The sequence below is a fragment of the Agrobacterium sp. rho-13.3 genome, from assembly GCF_033957765.2.
Lineage (GTDB): Bacteria > Pseudomonadota > Alphaproteobacteria > Rhizobiales > Rhizobiaceae > Agrobacterium.
This window is the reverse complement of record NZ_CP192774.1, coordinates 2,771,022-2,790,000: the sequence shown is the minus strand read 5'-3', so window position 1 is coordinate 2,790,000 and position 18,979 is coordinate 2,771,022. Positions and strand designations below refer to the sequence as shown.

Below are 18,979 nucleotides of genomic sequence, written 5' to 3'. Positions count from 1 at the left end.
CGCTATCCTCGCTTATGAGAGTAGGACGGCAAAATAACGGAATTCGTGAGTGGCATGACACAGACTATACAGCGAAGGCTGCCCACCCTGCCGGTAATGGACGTGCTTGCCGATATTGGCGAGGCACTGGCGACGCGTGCGCAAGCAGTGCTTTCCGCCCCGCCGGGTGCAGGCAAAACGACACTTGTGCCCCTTTACCTGCTGGATCAAGCATGGCGTGGCGATGGCAAAATCATTCTGCTGGAACCACGACGGCTGGCGGCACGCGCTGCGGCCAGCCGCATGGCTTCGCTTTTGGGAGAAACAGTGGGCGAAACCGTGGGCTACCGTATGCGGTTGGACAACCGTATATCCGCCAAAACCCGCATAGAGGTGGTGACGGAGGGTGTCTTTGCCCGCATGGTTCTGGATGATCCGGAACTACTTGGCGTTTCCACTGTCATCTTCGATGAGTTTCACGAACGTTCGCTGGATGCCGATTTCGGCCTTGCCCTGGCGCTGGATGTGCAGGCGGGGCTTCGCGATGATCTTCGCATTGTCGTGATGTCGGCCACGCTGGATGTCGAGAGAATCAGCGCGCTGATGACGAACGCGCCCACGATCAAAAGTCTGGGCCGCAGTTTCCCTATAGATATTCGCCATGATGACCGGACGGGAAACGAGCGGATAGAAGACAGGATCGCTCGGGCCATCATCGAGGCCCACAATTCCGAAGAGGGATCGATTCTGGCCTTCCTTCCCGGACAAGGCGAAATCATGCGCACCGCCGAGCGGCTGGAAGGTCGGTTTGGGCCGCAAACGCATGTCATTCCGCTTTTTGGTAATCTCTCCCAGAAAGAACAGGACGCCGCGATCAAACCGGCGGAAACCGGCAAGCGCAAGATTGTGTTGGCAACCTCCATTGCCGAGACATCCATCACCATCGATGGCGTGCGCGTCGTGATCGACAGCGGTTTGCAGCGTCTGCCGGTTTTCGAACCCTCGACCGGCATGACGAGGCTGGAAACCGTGAAGGTTTCCCGCGCTTCGGCAGATCAGCGGGCTGGACGTGCGGGCCGAACGGAACCGGGCATTGCAATCAGGCTATGGCACGCGGGCCAAACGGCTGCCCTGCCCGCCTTCACACCACCGCAAATTCTGGCAAGCGATCTTTCCGGTCTGGCACTTGATCTTGCCCATTGGGGGGTGACCGATCCGGCCACTTTGTCTTTTCTGGATCAGCCCCCAGAAACAGCGCTGAATGAAGCCCGCGCCTTGTTGGCCAGTCTCGGTGCGCTGGATGCAGCGGGCGCGATCACGCCACGGGGTAAGAAAATCCGCGAGTTGTCCCTTCCACCTCGCCTAGCCTCCATGGTGATTGCGGCGCAGGAGAATGGCCACGGCACGGATGCGGCGCTGCTGGCTGTTCTGCTGACCGAACAAGGGCTGGGCGGCAGCGATATCGATCTTGAAGAAAGGCTTCGCCGCTTCCGATATGAGAAGGGTGAGCGCGCCAATGCGGCGAAAGGTTTGGCAAAACGCATTTCCTCTTCGGTTACCGATAAAGCGCAGAGCCTCACCGCAACGCCAGTGACCGCCGGAGAACTTCTGCTGCATGCCTATCCCGACCGCATTGCCTTTCAGCGTGGCGCAAGGGGGCGTTACGTGATGGCGAACGGTCGTGGCGCGGAGCTTGCTGAAACCGAGCGTCTGGCAGCTGAAAAAATGCTTGTCGTGGCGGATGTCACCGGACGCGCCGCCCAGCCACGCATCCTTGCGGCAGCATCCATCCGACGTGAGGACGTGGAAGAGCATTTGCCGGATGCCATCAGCAAAGAAGAACAATTGTTTTTCGACAAGGCCAGCGGACAGGTTCGCGCCCGTCGTGTGACCCGCATCGGCGCTATCATTCTGGACGAGACGCCGCTTGGAAAACCGACCGGCGAAAAGGCCGCTGTGGCTCTCGCCAATGGCATCCGGGAATATGGCCTGACCCTTCTTTCCCTCAGCAAAGAGGCGCAACAGTTGCGCCAACGTCTGGGGTTTCTGCACCGTACCATTGGCGAGCCATGGCCTGACACCAGCAATGAAGCGCTGGTTACGCGTCTGGATGAATGGTTCATTCCCTTCCAGCACGATGCCAAAAGCGTTCAGGATATCAAGTCTGGCGGCATTATGGATGGTCTGCTGTCTCTGGTGCCGCATTCAGCACAACGCGAACTTTCAAAGCTGTTGCCGACTCATTTTGAAGCCCCAACCGGCCAACGGCACGCCATCAGTTATGACGGCGAAGAGCCTAGTATCACCATTCGCGTGCAGGAACTGTTCGGCCTCAAGCAGCACCCGGCGGTGGCAGGCGGCAAATTGCCACTGTTGTTGGAATTGACCTCGCCCGCCCACAGGCCGATACAGACAACACGGGATCTTCCCGGTTTTTGGGCAGGCTCTTGGAAAGACGTGCGTGCAGATATGCGCGGGCGTTATCCGCGCCACCCTTGGCCGGAAGACCCTGCCTCGGCACAACCCACAAATCGCGTCAAACCACGCGGCACTTGAGTTTAAAGGATACAGGCGGATGGCAGTTCTTCAGCCAGAAGAAAATACGCATTTTGGCCGCGCCAGCCGTCACATTCGCTTGCAAACCATCGTCTGGCTGCGCTGGTTGGCCGTGGTCGGGCAAACTGCGACGATCCTCATCGTCGCGTTCGGCCTCAACTTCCCGCTGCCTTTGCTGACCTGCGCGATATTGATCGGCGCGCTGGCGGTTGCCAACCTTTTCCTATCGGCGCGCTTTCCCTCCACCTATCGCCTCGACCCGTGGGAAGCGACACTCCTGCTGGCTTTCGACCTGCTGCAATTGACGGCGCTGATCTATATCACAGGCGGGCTTTCCAATCCTTTCGCGCCATTGATCTGCGTACAGGTGATCATCGCCTTCGCCTCGCAGCCGCTGAAACATTCACTGATCCTGCTGGTTTTCGCGTTGGTTTGCGCCTCGGCGATTGCGTTTTCGCCCTTCCCGGTTCCGTGGTATCCGGGTGAGGTCTTGCCGATCCAGATGATTATTCATGTCGGCATCTGGTGCTCCATCGTCGCCATGATGCTGTTTGCCGCCTTTTATGCCTACCGCGTATCGCATGAGGCCAACCAGCTTGCCGATGCGTTGGCCGCAACAGAACTGGTTCTGGAACGGGAAAAACATCTCTCGCAACTGGATGGTCTGGCAGCAGCGGCAGCACATGAGCTAGGCACACCGCTTGCAACGATCAGCGTCGTGGCAAAGGAAATGGAGCGGGAACTCGGCCATGATGAGCGGTTCAGAGAAGACGTAGCGTTGCTGCGCAGTCAGAGCCAGCGTTGCCGCGATATTCTTCGCCGACTAACCTCTCTTTCTGCCGAAGGTGAAGAGCATCTGCGCAAGCTGCCGCTTTCCTCTTTGATTGAGGAAGTTGTGGCCCCTCACCGCGAATTCGGCATCAAGCTGAGGCTCATTGAAAAAAGCAGCCGCAGTGACGAACCGGTGGGTGCCAGAAATGCTGGTATCATTTACGGTCTTGGCAACCTCATTGAAAACGCCGTCGATTATGCAAACGAGCTTGTGACGATTACAGTGGAGCATGACAGCCAGCGCGTGAAAGTCATGATCGAGGATGACGGACATGGTTATGCGCCGGATATTCTTGCGCGGATCGGTGAGCCTTATGTAACGAAACGCCAGAACGAAGCCCGCGCAGGGGGGTTGGGTCTTGGGCTGTTTATCGCAAAAACGCTGCTGGAACGGTCTGGTGCTACGCTCAGCTTTGAGAACCGTGGACCACATGCCGCAGGGGCCAGAGTAACGGTTGTATGGCCACGCGACATTATGGACGCTAGAGCATCTAATGACGCTCTAACTCTATGAATCTACGCATCGTGCTTTCCGAAAATCGATTACGATTTTCGGGCCGATGCTGTAGTAGAGGTCAATGATTTAAGCTGCGCATCACGAATGCGCCTTGGGCTGGAGGTTTAAAGATGAGCGACGATAAACAAAGCCGGGAAACGCAAGCCGCCAATCTGACGGCAGCGGATTCGATTGGACCGGACGCGTCTCTTCTGATCGTTGATGATGACGGCCCGTTTCTGCGCCGCCTCGCCCGCGCCATGGAGGCGCGCGGCTTTACCGTGGATACCGCCGAATCGGTCAGCGAAGGCATTGCAAAGTCCAAGCTTGCGCCACCCAAATATGCCGTCGTCGATTTGCGGCTGGGGGACGGCAACGGGCTGGAGGTTATCGAAGCAATCCGCCAGCACCGCGACGATACGCAAATCGTGGTTTTGACCGGCTATGGCAACATCGCCACCGCCGTTACAGCGGTAAAGCTCGGCGCGCTGGATTATCTGGCCAAACCGGCGGATGCGGATGATGTGTTCAACGCGCTGACGCAGCGCGAAGGCGACAAGATGGACCTGCCGGAAAACCCGATGTCGGCAGACCGGGTGCGTTGGGAGCATATTCAGCGTGTTTATGAAATGTGTGAGCGCAATGTTTCCGAAACGGCGCGTCGTCTCAACATGCACCGCCGTACTTTACAGCGCATTCTGGCCAAGCGGGCACCCAAGTAGTCGTCAATCCGAATAATCCTTGCCGGTAGACCACTCGGCCATCAGCAAACGCCGCGCGGCGGTGCGGGAAAAATCCAGCGTCAGCGACTTTCGCGTCGCTGGTGGCAATTTGTGCTCCGGCGCTTCACGCACCATATGCGCGCCATATCCATCCGAAACAAACAGCCCACAGTCTTCTGGAAAAATATCCAGTGGCACCTCTCCATGCGTGGCGAAGAACAGCCGGTCGCAATGCTGGCGATACTCCGGCCATTTGCGATCCACCCGAAAGTCCTCGATGGAGGATTTGATCTCGATAATCCAGATTTCCCCCTTCACCGAAAGGCTGATCAGATCGGCCCGCCGCCCGCTGGCCAGCGACAATTCCGGTAAAACCGAATGGCGCATCTCATTCAACAATATCTGCACGCCGCGGCGCACCAGCATGGCCCTTTCGGACTGGCGACCGTCGATTAACGGATTGTTGTTGACGATGGAAAGAATAGTCATGGATGAAACCTATAAAAACCGGCCAAAAGTTGTTGCAAAAAGGCCATCAACTCGCAATTTCGCGCGCCATATTCTTTTGCTGCGGTGCAACGGCTTGCCAAGATAAGATTAATCGAAAATAACCCATCTATTCAATAGAGCTTCATGCATCGCCTCATATGGGCGATATTTCCCGCGAGAACATCATGCGCATTCGCAATTCCTTGACTGCACTCGGCCTGTCGTCCGTACTCGCTCTGACGGGTTGCGCGTCCACGACGGCTGAAACATCTTCAGCTCGCCCTGTGGCCGCAGCACCCGCCTTTGTCGAAACCACGCAAATCTTCGGTGACGAAGTTTACGGTGCAACGACCGACGCCGGTTATGCCCTGCCGGCCATTCCGATCAACCGCGTGGACAAACGTTTCCACCGCCAGATCGTGAATTTCGAAACACCGGAAAAGGCAGGCACGGTCATCGTCAATACCCGCGAGCGCTTCCTTTATTACATCCTGCCGGGTGGCAAGGCTGTGCGTTACGGTATCGGCGTTGGCAAGCAGGGCTTTGCATGGGCCGGTGAGGCCTATGTTGCCTGGAAGCAGGAATGGCCAATGTGGCATCCGCCAAAGGAAATGGCCGTTCGCAAACCTGAAATTGCGAAATATGTCGAGGGCGGCATGGGTCCGGGCCTTTCCAACCCGCTCGGCGCACGCGCCATGTACCTCTTCAACGAAAAGGGTCAGGACACGCTGTTCCGCATCCACGGTTCGCCAGAATGGGCATCCATCGGCACGGCGGCCTCTTCCGGCTGCATCCGCATGATCAATCAGGACGTGATCGATCTCTACAGCCGCGTCCGCCCCGGCACCAGCTCCAAGGTCATCGTGATCCAGTAAGCAGGATTATGGTGCAAGATGATAAAGGCTGCCGGAGAAATCCGGCGGCCTTTTTGCTGTAGGGACGCATGTTCAGGATTTGTGCGACGTCTCAATGTTTGTCAACAACCAGAACAGCAGGGCCGTTAAACTGAAGACGGCACCGAGAATGGATACGCCAGTCCAGCCGAAGCCTGCGTAGATGGTCGTCGAGGAAATGGCCCCAACCGCGCTGCCCGCCGAATAAAACACCATGTAGCCGCCGACCAGCCGACTACGTGCTTCGGGACGAGCGGCAAAGATCAGGCTTTGGTTGGTGACGTGTACGGCCTGAACGGCAAAATCCAGCAGAACCACGCCGAGGACGAAGGCCAGCAAGGAGTGCGGCAAAAAGCCGATTGCAAACCATGACAGGCCGAGCACCGCCAACGACACACCCGTTGTCCGGCGTGCCAAGCCGCGATCCGCAAGACGGCCTGCACCGCTTGCCGCCAATGCGCCAGCCAATCCCGCCAATCCAAACAGGCCAATATCGGTGTGTGACAGGCCAAAAGGCGGTGCGCTCAACGGCAAGACCATGGCCGTCCACAAGGTGCTGAAACTGGCGAAGATCAGAAACGCCAGAATGCCCCGCTCGCGCAACACCCGTTCGCGCATAAAAAGAATCGGCACGGACTTCAGGATCGCGCCATAACTCTCGGTCCGGCTGACTGGGGCATGACGTGGCAGAATGCCGAAAAGCAGTCCCGCCATCACCACCATCAACATGCCCGAAAGAGCATAGACCGTTCTCCAGCCTCCGAGATCCGCCAGCACTCCTGAGACGAAGCGGGCAGCAAGGATGCCGATTACGACACCGCTCGTGACAAGCCCCACGGCTCGTCCCTGCTGTTTTGGTGCCGCCAAAGTGGCGGTGAAGGCAACAAGCACCTGCACCACAACAGCCAGAAGTCCGACGGCAATCATTCCGGCAAACAGGGTCACGATTCCCTGTGCCGTGGCCACCACGGCAAGGGCAACAGCCGACAACAGCGTTTGGCAAAGGATCAGCGTGCGGCGATCAACCATATCGCCCAGTGGAACAACGAACAGAAGCCCCGTTGCGTAACCCACATGCGTCAGCGTCACGACAAGGCCGATCGTGGCCGGGTCAATCGCGAAATCCGCTGCCATCAGGTCGAGAAGCGGTTGCGCATAATAGATATTGGCAACGCTGATGCCGCCCGTTATCGCGAAAATCAGAATGATCCATCCGGGCAGATTGCTGTTGGTCGCCCTGCTCTGGCTTGGCTTGCTGACCGTTATTCCAGTGTCCATCATATCGGCTCCCTATGTGGTCTTATAATAAGACCACTTGCCGCTTCACGATTCTAGTTCTATTTTAGAACCAGATTTGAATGGGAGACGGATGACACATGAAGCGGAAGAGTTTTCGGGAGGCAGAATGTCCAGTTGCCAGAAGTCTGGATGCTATTGGTGATTGGTGGTCACTGCTCATCGTTCGCGATGCCTTTGACGGCATCAAACGTTTTAGCGAGTTTCAGCAGAATCTCGGTATTGCCAAGGGAATGTTGACGGCGCGCCTGCGCGATCTTGTCGAGGCTGGCGTTTTTGATCTGGCCCCCGCTTCCGATGGCAGCGCCTACAGGGAATATGTCCTGACGGAAAAAGGCCAGAGGCTTTTTCTCATCATCGTCGCGATGCGGCAATGGGGCGAAGAACATCTTTACCGCCCGGATGAACCACGTTCCGTGCTGGTAGATGCCAATGCTGGCGATCCGGTGTCCCGACTTGAACTGTCAGCATCCAACGGTCGCAAGCTGGCATGGACGGACACACGCATCGTCGCTGCCCGTCCATAACACCATGCGTTATCAACTCGCCTGTTTGGCCTTCAGCTCCAGACGGCGGCGGTGGAGAACCGGCTCGGTATAGCCATTCGGCTGTTCCCTGCCCTTTAGTACCAGTTCGATGGCGGCTTGGAAGGCAATTGAACCCTCGAAGTTTCCAGCCATCGGCGTGTAGGCCGAATCATCTGCATTCTGCTTATCGACCACAGCCGCCATGCGCTGCATGGTCTCAACGATCTGCGCTTGCGAAACGACACCATGGCGCAACCAGTTGGCCATGTGTTGTGCTGAAATGCGCAGAGTGGCGCGATCTTCCATCAGACCGATATTGTTGATGTCTGGCACCTTCGAGCAACCGACGCCCTGATCGACCCAGCGCACGACATAACCGAGAATGCCCTGCGCATTGTTGTCGAGTTCGCGCTGGATATCCTCAGCACTCCAGTTCGGGCGCACCGCGACCGGCACGGAGAGAATGTCGGAAAGCTTCGCCCGCTCACGGCTTTTCAAGCCGCTCTGAACCGATGCCACATCGACACTGTGATAATGCGTGGCGTGAAGCGTTGCAGCGGTCGGAGACGGCACCCAAGCCGTGTTGGCGCCAGCCTTGGGGTGGGCGATCTTCTGTTCCAGCATCGCTGCCATCAGATCCGGCATGGCCCACATGCCCTTGCCGATCTGCGCATGGCCGGAAAGGCCGCATTCCAGACCAATATCGACATTCCAGTTTTCGTAAGCGGCAATCCATGACGCCTGCTTCATGTCGCCCTTGCGAATCATCGGGCCAGCTTCCATCGAGGTGTGGATTTCATCACCGGTACGATCGAGGAATCCGGTATTGATAAAGACCACACGATCCTTGGCGGCGCGAATAGATTCCTTGAGGTTTATTGTCGTGCGACGTTCCTCATCCATAATGCCCATTTTGATGGTATTGGCTGCCATGCCGACCAGTTTTTCGACGCGACCAAAAATCTCCGACGCAAACGACACCTCTTCGGGGCCATGCATCTTCGGCTTCACCACATACATGGAGCCGGCGCGGGAGTTCTGGCGACGACCATTTGGCCCGACATCGTAAAGCGCAATCAGCGCCGTGATGATTGCATCCATAATGCCTTCTGGCACCTGCGCCCCCTCGCGATCCAGAATGGCCGGATTTGTCATCAGGTGGCCGACATTACGGATCAGCATCAAAGAGCGACCCGGCACCGTCAGCGCTGAACCATCTGTCGCGGTATAATTGCGGTCGGCATTCAGGCGGCGCGTGAACGTCGTTCCACCTTTTGCCACCTCTTCCGTCAAATCGCCGCGCATCAGGCCCAGCCAGTTGCGATAAGCGACAACCTTGTCTTCCGCGTCCACAGCCGCGACGGAATCCTCGCAGTCCATAATCGTCGTCAACGCCGATTCGAGGATGACATCGGAAATGCCTGCGGCATCGCTTTTGCCAATCGCCGTCGATGGATCGATGACGATTTCGACATGCAGGCCATTTTTGGTGAGCAGCAATCTGGACGGTGCTGAAACTTCACCGCCATAACCGGCAAACTGGGCAGGATCAGCCAATGCGCTCCATGTGCCGCCAATATTGACCTGCAACGCGCCATCCGTGACTTTAAAACCGGAGACAGAAGACCAGCTACCTTCGTTGAGTGGTGCAGAGCGATCCAGAAACTCACGCGCCCAGCCTATGACCTTTTCACCGCGCTTGGGATTGTAACCCTTGCCTTTTTCAGCGCCATCGGCGTCCGAAATCGCATCCGTGCCATAAAGCGCATCGTAGAGCGAACCCCAGCGGGCATTGGCGGCGTTCAGAGCGTAGCGCGCGTTCATGACAGGCACGACAAGCTGCGGACCGGCCAAGCGGGCAATTTCAGGATCGACATTCTGCGTTTCGACCTTGAAGGCACCGCCTTCGGGCAGCAGATAACCAATCTCTCTGAGGAATGTTTCGTAAACGGCAAGATCAACCGGCGCGCCGTTGGCGCGGTACCAGCCATCCAGCTTTTCCTGAAACACATCGCGTTTTTCCAGCAGCGTCCGGTTTTTGGGAGACAGCGTGTGAACAATATCGGAAAAGCCCACGAAAAAGGCGTCGGCATCCAGACCTGTTTCCGGCAGAACCTCGTCCTTCAGAAAACGATAGAGCGTTTCGTCAAACGAAAGACCATGCTGTTCAATACGGCTCACCGGATATCTCCCTGTCGGTTTTATTCCCGGCAGAGTGGACGTTGTGAGGGCTGCTCGTCAATCGCAACTCGATGCCAAAGATTTTTTCTTTTTTGGAAACAATCGGCAAAACCTTTTCCGAAACTCACAGAAGCTTTTGAAGCTCCGGCAGTTTGTCGTTGACCAGCCAGCCGTAGTAATTTTCTTCCGGCCAGACCGGACCTGCACTTTGCCGGTTCTTTTGCGCCAGAGCGGCAGCGCGCTGTTGCGATCCACCCAGATTATACAGCGTCGAAGTCAGGCCGGGATTTTTGGAAATATCCATGTCGGCAATCGATTTATAGTCATCGATGGATTTGCGAATGGCAGCCGCCATATAGGCCAGCGAACGATCCGGGTCCATGATGGAGTTATAAACCGCTGCCGCATTGTTCTCGTCCAGCTTTTCATAACCGGAAACGCGGGCAACCTGATCAGACAACATCAGCGCCGTCAGCGGGTTGATCTGGCCAAGGCCAAAGGTTTGGCCCGCATAAAATGGCTGGAAGAACACTGCGCTGAAGCGATTATCCGGGTAGCTTACGCCATCGACCTTTTTGCCCTTGAAGCTGCCATCCCAGACATCTTCGCGACAGGTCCAGAGGCTGGCGGAGTCGCGCTTGGCTTCACATTTCGCAAACTGCGAATGCGCCAGAAACTGCGCAATCGTCTCATCCTTATAACCGAAGCGGAAGCTGTTTCCGGCGTAGGATGCGGCCTTCACATAATAGGATTGCAGCCGGTCATAGGCATCCACATTGTAAGTGTGTTCGCCAACGATAGCGCCAATCATGTGGATTGGATCGATACCATAACGCCCTGCGGTCGATTTGATCTTGGAAATCAGTTCTTTGTCGCCAGACAGCAGATCAAGCACTTTCTGGTATTTACGGTCGAAGGTGGAACTGGACCCTTTCGTACGCCGGGCCGATGCGCCGGGAATGGCAGGCTGTTCCGCATTGCGGTTGCCCGGGGGAACAACGGTCGCAGCCTCCGCATAAGATTGCGAGGCCGCGCCAAAGGCCAGAAGGGTGACCAATGCCAGAAGAGTTTTACGCACGAGCGGATGCCTTTTCCTTGCCCGGTGCCGAGACCGGAACCTGCCGTTAAGAGCCGTTAAAGCTTTCATTAGCGAAAAGCTTGGGTCAATGTCGAGAGAAGGCCAGTAAAATAAGAGTGCGGCAACAATTACCGCACTCTTTCATTTTTGTAATTTTGGGGCGTTTTTTAAAGAATATATCGCGAGAGATCCGTGTCGGCGGCGATATCGCCGACATGTTCCTTCACATAGGCCTGATCGATCTTCACCGCCGAGCCACCACGATCCGGCGCGTTGAACGAAATTTCGTCCAGCACACGCTCCATCACGGTCTGCAAACGCCGCGCACCGATATTCTCGACAGACGAATTCAAGTGAACTGCCACGTCAGCCAGCGCATCGATGGCATCGTCGGTGAATTCGAGATCGAGCTCTTCGGTCTTCATTAGCGCGATATACTGACGAATGAGACTTGCTTCCGTTTCGGTCAAAATCCGGCGGAAATCCTCTTTCGTCAGCGGCTTCAACTCAACGCGAATAGGCAGACGGCCCTGAAGTTCCGGCAGCAGATCAGACGGCTTGGAAACATGGAATGCGCCTGACGCAATGAACAGGATATGGTCGGTTTTGACAGGGCCATATTTGGTCGAAACCGTCGTGCCTTCCACCAGAGGCAGCAAGTCACGCTGTACGCCTTCGCGGGACACGCCCGCACCCATGCCGCCGTCCCGCGCTGCAATCTTGTCGATTTCGTCCAGGAAGACGATGCCGTCATTTTCGGTGGATTTGACCGCTTCGCGCTGGATCAACTCATTGTCCAGTAGCTTGTCGGACTCGTCACGGACCAGATCGGCATAGGATTTCTCCACCGTGGTGCGGACTTTCTTGGTGCGGGCACCCATGGCCTTGCCGAACATTTCCGAAAGGTTCAACACGCCGATATTGGCACCCGGGGGCATACCGGGAATATCGAAACCGGGCATGCCGGACGCCGTATCGGCCACTTCTATATCGATTTCCTTCTTGTCCAGCTCACCATCGCGCAACTTCTTGCGGAAGCTTTCGCGTGTGGCAGGAGACGAGGTTGAGCCGACCAGCGCATCCAGAACACGCTCTTCAGCGCTGGCATGGGCTTTCGCCTGCACCTCGGCGCGTTTCTTTTCGCGCACCAGACCGATACCGATTTCCACCAGATCGCGAATGATCTGCTCGACATCGCGGCCGACATAACCAACCTCGGTGAACTTCGTGGCCTCGACCTTGATGAACGGCGCGCCGGCAAGTTTCGCCAGACGGCGGGAAATCTCGGTTTTACCCACGCCGGTCGGCCCGATCATCAGGATGTTTTTCGGCATGACCTCGTCACGCAGGCTTTCATCCAATTGCTGACGGCGCCAGCGATTGCGCAGGGCAATGGCCACAGCACGCTTGGCATCGTTTTGACCGATAATGTGGCGGTCCAATTCAGAGACGATCTCGCGCGGAGAAAAAGTCGTCATGTCAATCCTTTCGGCGTTCCCGTTGCGGCCAGCCTTTTTGGCCCGGCCCACGGAACCCATGGCTTGTGAGGCGCAGTTACTCTGCGTCCAGCGTTTCAATCACGAGATTATGGTTGGTGTAGACGCAGATATCCGCAGCGATATCGAGCGATTGACGCGCAACCTCTTCCGCAGATTTTTCCGAATCCATCAGCGCACGGGCAGCGGCGTAGGCATAATTTCCACCTGAACCGATGGCGATGGCACCATGTTCCGGCTCCAGCACGTCGCCATTGCCGGTAATTGCCAGTGTGATCGACTTGTCGGCCACCAGCATCATGGCTTCAAGATTGCGCAGATATTTGTCCGTGCGCCAGTCCTTGGCGAGTTCGACAGCGGCCCGCATCAGTTGGCCGGGATATTGCTCCAGCTTCTTTTCAAGGCGGTCCAGCAGCGTGAAGGCGTCTGCCGTTGCACCTGCAAAACCGGCAATCACCTCGCCGCCCTTGCCAATGCGGCGCACCTTGCGGGCATTGCCCTTCATCACGGTCTGGCCCAGGCTGACCTGACCGTCACCAGCCATCACAACCTTGCCGCCCTTTCGAACTGTAATAATCGTCGTCATCTAGCACCTGTTTGCCCTTGTTGGGCGTTCTACTGGGCTGCATCTGCAGCCCTGTTCACAATCTATGTAAGTCCGGTTTTTGCGATTGCAAATCCGTCAACATCGCCCCCGCCCTGCCCCACCGCGCAAGGCAATGTAATGGCTGGATATTTGTGGGCCTTACTGATAATGAACCCCAATATTGATACGGAGCAGCCAGATGGCAGAGCGTAAAGCTGAGATTTCCCGCAAAACCAACGAAACAGCCATTTCGGTGCGCGTGAATATCGACGGAACAGGCAAATCGACGATTTCCACCGGCGTGGGTTTCTTCGATCATATGCTGGACCAGCTCAGCCGCCATTCGCTGATCGACATGGACATCGACGTGAAGGGCGACCTGCATATCGATGATCACCACACCGTGGAAGACACCGGCATTGCCATCGGCCAAGCCATTTCCAAGGCGCTGGGCGAACGTCGCGGCATCACCCGTTACGCCTCGCTGGACCTTGCCATGGATGAAACCATGACCAAGGCGGCGGTGGATATTTCCGGTCGGCCTTTTCTGGTCTGGAACGTCAATTTCTCCGCGCCCAAGATAGGCACCTTCGATACGGAACTGGTGCGTGAGTTCTTTCAGGCTTTGGCGCAGAATGCCGGTATCACCCTGCATATCCTCAACCATTATGGCGCCAACAACCATCATATCGCCGAAACATGCTTCAAGGCGGTCGCCCGCGTATTGCGCACCGCAACCGAGATCGACCCCCGGCAAGCAGACCGCGTCCCTTCGACCAAGGGTACGCTGGCTTAACTGCCGCAGCATCGAACCGAAAAGTATAAAGCGGTTTTCGGACAATTCGATGCTCGAACACAAACAAAACGTGTCAGGAAAACCTATGACATCGTATTTCGTTCTGGAAGCACCCGGCGGGCCGGATAGGGATCACCTCTCCACGCGGTTCATCGCTGACCGCTTTTCGTGGCTGGCGCTGTTCGTTCCTTGGGGCTGGTTTGCGGTGCAGCGTGTCTGGTGGCTGGCAATCGGCATCGTCGTGCTGCAAGTCACGGCAAGCCAGATTTCCGGGCTGGAAGGATATGCCATCACCGGGGCCTTGTTCGCCGGGGCAATCGGGTTGATAGCCGGATTCGAAGGCCGCAATATTCTGGTGCACCATCTGGTTTCCAAAGGCTGGACTTTGAAAGACGTGGTCAACGCCCGCAATCTTTCGACAGCAGAAGACATTTATTTTTCAAACCTGCCGGACAGCGAAATCGTGCAGGCAGCCACAATCCCGCAACCGGAATGGAAGCGCGGCGGTAATTTTACGACGGATGATCCGGCAGGATCGTTTCAGTTCGATCTGAATGGAAGGCGCTGATATGCGTGTGGCAATTATCGATTATGGTTCCGGCAATCTTCGCTCCGCAACAAAGGCGTTTGAACGCGCCGCCCGCGAAGCCGGTATCGATGCGACCATCGATTTGACCGACAAGCCGGACCATGTCGCATCCGCAGACCGCATCGTGTTGCCCGGCGTGGGCGCTTATGCGGATTGCCGCGCCGGTCTTGATGCCGTCAGCGGTATGCACGAAGCGCTGATCGAAGTCGTTGAGAAGAAGGCACATCCGTTCCTTGGTATCTGCGTCGGCATGCAGCTCATGTCATCCCGCGGTCTGGAAAAAACCACGAGTGAAGGTCTTGGCTGGATTGAAGGCGACGTCGTGGAAATGACGCCGTCCGATCCAGCGTTGAAAATCCCGCAGATCGGCTGGAACACGTTGGAAATACGCCACCCTCACCCGCTGTTTGATGGCATCAAAACCGGCGCGGATGGCCTGCACGCCTATTTTGTGCATTCCTATCATCTGGCGGCAAAACACGCCCAGGACGTCATCGCCACCACCAGTTATGGTGGCGCGATGACGGCTTTCGTGGGCCGTGACAACAAGGTCGGTGCGCAATTCCACCCGGAAAAAAGCCAAGCGCTCGGCCTTGCCCTCATTTCGAATTTTCTGCGCTGGAAGCCCTGACATGATCCTTTTTCCCGCAATCGACCTTAAAGACGGCCAGTGCGTTCGCCTCAAGCTTGGCGATATGGAGCAGGCCACCGTTTACAACACCGACCCCGGCGCACAGGCCAAAGCGTTTGAAGATCAAGGCTTTGAATGGCTACACGTCGTTGACCTGAACGGCGCTTTCGCAGGCCAAACGATGAATGGCGATGCTGTCGATGCCATTTTGAAATCCACGAAAAACCCGGTACAACTGGGCGGCGGCATTCGCACGCTGGATCATATCGAGGCATGGCTGTCTCGTGGCCTCGCCCGCGTCATTCTCGGCACTGTTGCCGTGCGTGATCCGGTTCTGGTTATCGAAGCCTGCAAGCGCTTCCCCGGGCAGGTCGCCGTCGGCATCGATGCCAAGGGTGGCAAGGTGGCGGTGGAAGGCTGGGCTGAGGCCTCTGAGCTGGGCGTGATCGAACTTGCCAGGCGCTTCGAAGGTGCGGGCGTTGCCGCCATCATCTACACTGATATCGACCGCGATGGCATTCTGGCAGGCATCAACTGGGCGTCCACTCTGAAGCTGGCCGATGCCGTTTCCATTCCCGTCATCGCATCAGGTGGCCTTGCCTCCATCAATGATATCAGGCGTATGCTGGAGCCGGATGCGGTAAAGCTGGAAGGTGCGATTTCCGGTCGCGCCCTTTATGACGGCCGCATTGACCCGGCAGAAGCGCTGGCATTGATCAAGGAGGCCCGCGCATGACGCTGAAAGCCCGCATTATCCCCTGCCTCGACGTCAAAGACGGTCGTGTCGTCAAAGGCGTGAACTTCGTCGATCTGATCGATGCCGGCGATCCGGTTGAAGCCGCGAAAGCCTATGATGCCGCTGGCGCCGATGAGCTTTGCTTCCTCGACATCACGGCATCGTCGGACGATCGCGATACGATTTTTGATGTCGTCTCGCGCACCGCAGACCATTGTTTCATGCCGGTGACGGTTGGCGGCGGTGTTCGTACCGTCGGCGATATTCGCAAGCTGCTTTTGTGCGGTGCCGACAAGGTTTCCATCAATTCCGCCGCCGTTAAAGACCCGGATTTCGTGGCGCAGGCTGCGGATAAATTTGGCAATCAATGCATCGTCGTGTCCATCGATGCCAAGAAAGTTTCCGGCGCTGGCGAAACCGACCGCTGGGAAATCTTTACCCATGGCGGTCGTCAATCCACCGGCATCGATGCGGTTGAATTCGCCATCAAAATGGTCGAGCGCGGCGCTGGCGAACTGCTCATCACCTCCATGGATCGCGATGGCACGAAAAGCGGCTACGATATCGCGCTGACCCGCACCATTGCCGATCAGGTTCGCGTACCCGTCATCGCCTCCGGCGGTGTCGGCACGCTGGACGATCTTGTGGCGGGTGTGAAGGACGGCCACGCAACTGCCGTTCTTGCTGCCTCCATCTTCCATTTCGGCACCTATTCCATCGGTGAAGCCAAGGCCTACATGGCCGGTCACGGCATTCCGATGCGCCTCGATTAATCTCTCTCCAAGGTACCGAAAGATGACCAGCTTTTCCCTTTCCGATCTGGAGCGCATCGTGGCGGAACGTTCCGCCGCTTCGCCGGATCAATCCTGGACAGCGAAACTTGTTGCCGCAGGCCAGCCCCGCGCCGCCAAAAAGCTTGGTGAAGAGGCGGTGGAAACCGTCATCGCCGCCATGTCCAATGACCGCAAAAACCTGACGGATGAGGCAGCCGATCTGCTCTACCATCTGCTGGTGGTCTTGAAGATTGCCGATATTCCTCTGACGGATGTATTTGCGGAACTGGAGCGCCGCACCGGACGATCCGGCCTTCAGGAGAAGGAATCGAGGCCGAAGACATGACGACGATGGCACGCACGGGGGAGCAAGGCATGCCAAACACGCTCGATCATTTTCGACCCGATGAATATTCGCCCTATCACTTCTTCAGTACGGAAGAGTGGTCGAAATTCCGCGCCGATACGCCGCTGACGCTCTCCGGTGATGAGGTCAAACGGCTTCGTTCGCTGGATGACCCTATCGATCTGGATGAGGTGCGCCGCATCTATCTGTCCCTGTCGCGGCTGCTTTCCACCCATGTGGAAGCGTCACAACTGCTGTTTGACCAGCGCAACCACTTCCTCAATATGGCGGATGTGAACAAGACGCCTTTCGTCATCGGGATTGCCGGATCGGTCGCTGTCGGCAAATCCACGACGGCGCGTATTTTGAAGGAACTTCTGGCGCGCTGGCCGTCCAGTCCCAAGGTCGATCTCATCACGACCGACGGTTTTCTGTATCCCAACGAGGTACTGCGCCGTGACAATCTGATGGAGCGAAAGGGTTTTCCTGAAAGCTACGATATCGGTTCGCTGCTTCGCTTCCTCTCCGCCATCAAGGCCGGACAGCCCGACGTCAAAGCACCACGCTACTCGCACCTGACCTATGACGTAGTGCCGAACGAATTCACCACCATCGACCGGCCCGATATTCTGATCTTTGAAGGCATCAACGTGCTGCAATCGCGGGATTTGCCAGCGGGCGGGCGGATCGTGCCGATGGTGTCGGATTTCTTCGACTTTTCGATCTATATCGATGCGGAAGAAAGCCAGATTCACAACTGGTACGTCAACCGCTTCATGAACCTGCGCCAGACAGCTTTTCGTGATCCGTCATCCTATTTCAATCGTTATGCGTCGATTTCAGAAGAAGCGGCATTGGCGATTGCTGAGGGTCTTTGGCAAAACATCAACCTCAAGAACCTGCGCCAAAACATCGTGCCGACACGCCCTCGTGCCGATCTCATTCTGCGCAAGGGGCAAAATCATCTGATCGACACGGTGGCGCTGCGAAAGCTCTAGGCTTTATTCTTCCAGTGCAGGAATGCGAAGCACCTGGCCGGGATAAATCTTGTCCGGGTGCGTCAGCATCGGTTTGTTGGCTTCAAAAATCAGTGGGTTTTTCGCGCCCTTGCCTTTGCCATATTGGCTTTCGGCAATCTTCCAGAGATTGTCGCCTTTTTTCACCGTGTAGAACACCGGCTCTTTGGCGGGCGCGGCGGCAACCGTCAGGTCTGCAGCTTCCACCTTGGAAATGCCTAGCGTGTTGCCGACAGCAATAACGGCTTTTTCAAATATCGACTGGTCCGCGACCTCACCTTTCAGCACAACCTTGTCGTCAACCACCTCGACCTGCACCTTGTCGGTTCCCAGATCGTGCGAGGCCAGTTCTTTTTTGACGGCCTCGACATCCGGCGCATCATCATCAGAGCCAATGCCGATTTTCTTGCCTGCGTTTTTAATGAAGCTGAACAGTCCCATGAATCGTCTCCCTAAATATTCTATTTAGCTAAACAACATCAGCGAAATAGAAAAGACAAGCGACTTTTGGAATGCGGATCAATCGCCGTTGGGCTTGCCGCGCATTTTCTTGATGCCGGAGCGACCGGATTTTTCCTTCAAACGCCGCTCGACCGAACCCTTGGTCGGCTTGGTCGGCCTGCGCACGGGTGGCGGTGGTTCTGCCGCTTTCAACACCAGTTCCTTCAACCGCTCGCGCGCGTCCTCCCGGTTACGCTCCTGCGTGCGAAACCGGTTCGCCTCGATCATCAGCACGCCGTCCTTGGACACGCGCCTGCCGCCAAGCTGGGTCAGGTTGGTTTTAACGCGATCTGACAAGGAGGGCGAATTAGCGACGTCGAAAAACAGCTGAACAGCCGTCGAAACCTTGTTGACGTTCTGCCCACCGGGACCGCCAGCCAGCACGAATTGCTCCGTCAGTTCCCATCCGGCAATTGTAATTCTGTTGTTGATAAAAAGCGGGGCACTGGCCATGATCATTC

21 protein-coding genes (1 of these 21 running past the window's edge) are annotated in these 18,979 nt (G+C 56.7%); 13 read left to right on the top strand and 8 right to left on the bottom strand.

Annotated elements, in window-relative coordinates:
- The 4 genes from RMR16_RS13515 to RMR16_RS13500 all read left to right on the top strand — a co-directional run.
- On the top strand, positions 1-37 hold the 3' end of the coding sequence (locus tag RMR16_RS13515; RefSeq protein WP_320200998.1) for an ornithine cyclodeaminase family protein. 908 nt of this gene lie to the left of the window's left edge; the window shows 37 of its 945 coding nt (coding positions 909-945); its start codon lies off the left edge, out of view; it ends in the stop codon at positions 35-37.
- 17 nt (positions 38-54) lie between these two features.
- Positions 55-2,535: an ATP-dependent helicase HrpB gene (gene hrpB / locus RMR16_RS13510; protein ID WP_320200999.1), complete on the top strand. Its 2,481-nt coding sequence runs from the start codon at positions 55-57 to the stop codon at positions 2,533-2,535.
- A 19-nt stretch (positions 2,536-2,554) separates the two neighbouring features.
- A complete protein-coding gene (locus RMR16_RS13505; protein ID WP_320201000.1) occupies positions 2,555-3,880 on the top strand; it encodes an ActS/PrrB/RegB family redox-sensitive histidine kinase in 1,326 nt (441 codons plus the stop codon).
- 113 nt (positions 3,881-3,993) lie between these two features.
- Positions 3,994-4,584: an ActR/PrrA/RegA family redox response regulator transcription factor gene (locus tag RMR16_RS13500; protein WP_320201001.1), complete on the top strand. Its 591-nt coding sequence runs from the start codon at positions 3,994-3,996 to the stop codon at positions 4,582-4,584.
- Positions 4,585-4,587: 3 nt separating this feature from the next.
- Here the strand turns inward: RMR16_RS13500 and RMR16_RS13495 are convergent, their stop codons facing one another.
- Positions 4,588-5,073 (bottom strand): MmcB family DNA repair protein, encoded by a 486-nt coding sequence (locus RMR16_RS13495; RefSeq protein ID WP_320201002.1) that lies wholly within the window; start codon positions 5,071-5,073, stop codon positions 4,588-4,590.
- A 185-nt stretch (positions 5,074-5,258) separates the two neighbouring features.
- Here RMR16_RS13495 and RMR16_RS13490 point away from each other — a divergent pair, with 185 nt between their 5' ends.
- On the top strand, positions 5,259-5,948 hold the full coding sequence (locus RMR16_RS13490) for a L,D-transpeptidase (RefSeq protein ID WP_320201163.1): 690 nt from the start codon (positions 5,259-5,261) through the stop codon (positions 5,946-5,948).
- A 72-nt stretch (positions 5,949-6,020) separates the two neighbouring features.
- Here the strand turns inward: RMR16_RS13490 and RMR16_RS13485 are convergent, their stop codons facing one another.
- On the bottom strand, positions 6,021-7,244 hold the full coding sequence (locus RMR16_RS13485; protein WP_320201003.1) for an MFS transporter: 1,224 nt from the start codon (positions 7,242-7,244) through the stop codon (positions 6,021-6,023).
- 98 nt (positions 7,245-7,342) lie between these two features.
- Here RMR16_RS13485 and RMR16_RS13480 point away from each other — a divergent pair, with 98 nt between their 5' ends.
- Positions 7,343-7,789, top strand: coding sequence for a winged helix-turn-helix transcriptional regulator (locus RMR16_RS13480; protein ID WP_320201004.1), 447 nt, complete (start codon positions 7,343-7,345; stop codon positions 7,787-7,789).
- 12 nt (positions 7,790-7,801) lie between these two features.
- Here the strand turns inward: RMR16_RS13480 and RMR16_RS13475 are convergent, their stop codons facing one another.
- From RMR16_RS13475 to hslV, 4 genes are all read right to left on the bottom strand, one after another.
- A complete protein-coding gene (locus RMR16_RS13475) occupies positions 7,802-9,970 on the bottom strand; it encodes a malate synthase G (protein ID WP_320201005.1) in 2,169 nt (722 codons plus the stop codon).
- Between the two features lie 124 nt (positions 9,971-10,094).
- Positions 10,095-11,048 (bottom strand): DUF1402 family protein, encoded by a 954-nt coding sequence (locus RMR16_RS13470; protein WP_413786029.1) that lies wholly within the window; start codon positions 11,046-11,048, stop codon positions 10,095-10,097.
- A 167-nt stretch (positions 11,049-11,215) separates the two neighbouring features.
- Positions 11,216-12,526: an ATP-dependent protease ATPase subunit HslU gene (hslU, locus tag RMR16_RS13465; RefSeq protein ID WP_320201006.1), complete on the bottom strand. Its 1,311-nt coding sequence runs from the start codon at positions 12,524-12,526 to the stop codon at positions 11,216-11,218.
- A gap of 76 nt (positions 12,527-12,602) precedes the next feature.
- Positions 12,603-13,130: an ATP-dependent protease subunit HslV gene (gene hslV, locus RMR16_RS13460; RefSeq protein WP_320201007.1), complete on the bottom strand. Its 528-nt coding sequence runs from the start codon at positions 13,128-13,130 to the stop codon at positions 12,603-12,605.
- A 199-nt stretch (positions 13,131-13,329) separates the two neighbouring features.
- On the opposite strand from hslV, the gene hisB reads away from it, so the two are divergent.
- From hisB to coaA, 7 genes are all read left to right on the top strand, one after another.
- Positions 13,330-13,926 (top strand): imidazoleglycerol-phosphate dehydratase HisB, encoded by a 597-nt coding sequence (hisB, locus tag RMR16_RS13455; RefSeq protein WP_320201008.1) that lies wholly within the window; start codon positions 13,330-13,332, stop codon positions 13,924-13,926.
- A gap of 85 nt (positions 13,927-14,011) precedes the next feature.
- On the top strand, positions 14,012-14,494 hold the full coding sequence (locus RMR16_RS13450) for a DUF2628 domain-containing protein (RefSeq protein ID WP_320201009.1): 483 nt from the start codon (positions 14,012-14,014) through the stop codon (positions 14,492-14,494).
- Between the two features lies 1 nt (position 14,495).
- The gene (hisH, locus tag RMR16_RS13445) at positions 14,496-15,146 is read left to right on the top strand and encodes an imidazole glycerol phosphate synthase subunit HisH (RefSeq protein ID WP_320201010.1); all 651 of its coding nucleotides are present in this window, start codon (positions 14,496-14,498) and stop codon (positions 15,144-15,146) included.
- A gap of 1 nt (position 15,147) precedes the next feature.
- The gene (gene hisA / locus RMR16_RS13440; RefSeq protein ID WP_320201011.1) at positions 15,148-15,882 is read left to right on the top strand and encodes a 1-(5-phosphoribosyl)-5-[(5-phosphoribosylamino)methylideneamino]imidazole-4-carboxamide isomerase; all 735 of its coding nucleotides are present in this window, start codon (positions 15,148-15,150) and stop codon (positions 15,880-15,882) included.
- The gene (gene hisF / locus RMR16_RS13435) at positions 15,879-16,655 is read left to right on the top strand and encodes an imidazole glycerol phosphate synthase subunit HisF (protein WP_320201012.1); all 777 of its coding nucleotides are present in this window, start codon (positions 15,879-15,881) and stop codon (positions 16,653-16,655) included. Before hisA ends, hisF begins: the two co-directional genes overlap by 4 nt.
- Positions 16,656-16,677: 22 nt before the next feature.
- Positions 16,678-17,001 (top strand): phosphoribosyl-ATP diphosphatase, encoded by a 324-nt coding sequence (locus RMR16_RS13430; RefSeq protein WP_320201013.1) that lies wholly within the window; start codon positions 16,678-16,680, stop codon positions 16,999-17,001.
- Between the two features lie 5 nt (positions 17,002-17,006).
- The gene (coaA, locus tag RMR16_RS13425) at positions 17,007-17,999 is read left to right on the top strand and encodes a type I pantothenate kinase (protein ID WP_320201165.1); all 993 of its coding nucleotides are present in this window, start codon (positions 17,007-17,009) and stop codon (positions 17,997-17,999) included.
- A 3-nt stretch (positions 18,000-18,002) separates the two neighbouring features.
- On the opposite strand, the gene lysM is transcribed toward coaA, so the two are convergent.
- Positions 18,003-18,458: a peptidoglycan-binding protein LysM gene (gene lysM, locus RMR16_RS13420; RefSeq protein WP_320201014.1), complete on the bottom strand. Its 456-nt coding sequence runs from the start codon at positions 18,456-18,458 to the stop codon at positions 18,003-18,005.
- Between the two features lie 78 nt (positions 18,459-18,536).
- Complete coding sequence (gene arfB, locus RMR16_RS13415; RefSeq protein WP_320201015.1) at positions 18,537-18,971, bottom strand: alternative ribosome rescue aminoacyl-tRNA hydrolase ArfB; 435 nt, start codon at positions 18,969-18,971, stop codon at positions 18,537-18,539.
- Positions 18,972-18,979 lie beyond the last annotated feature (8 nt).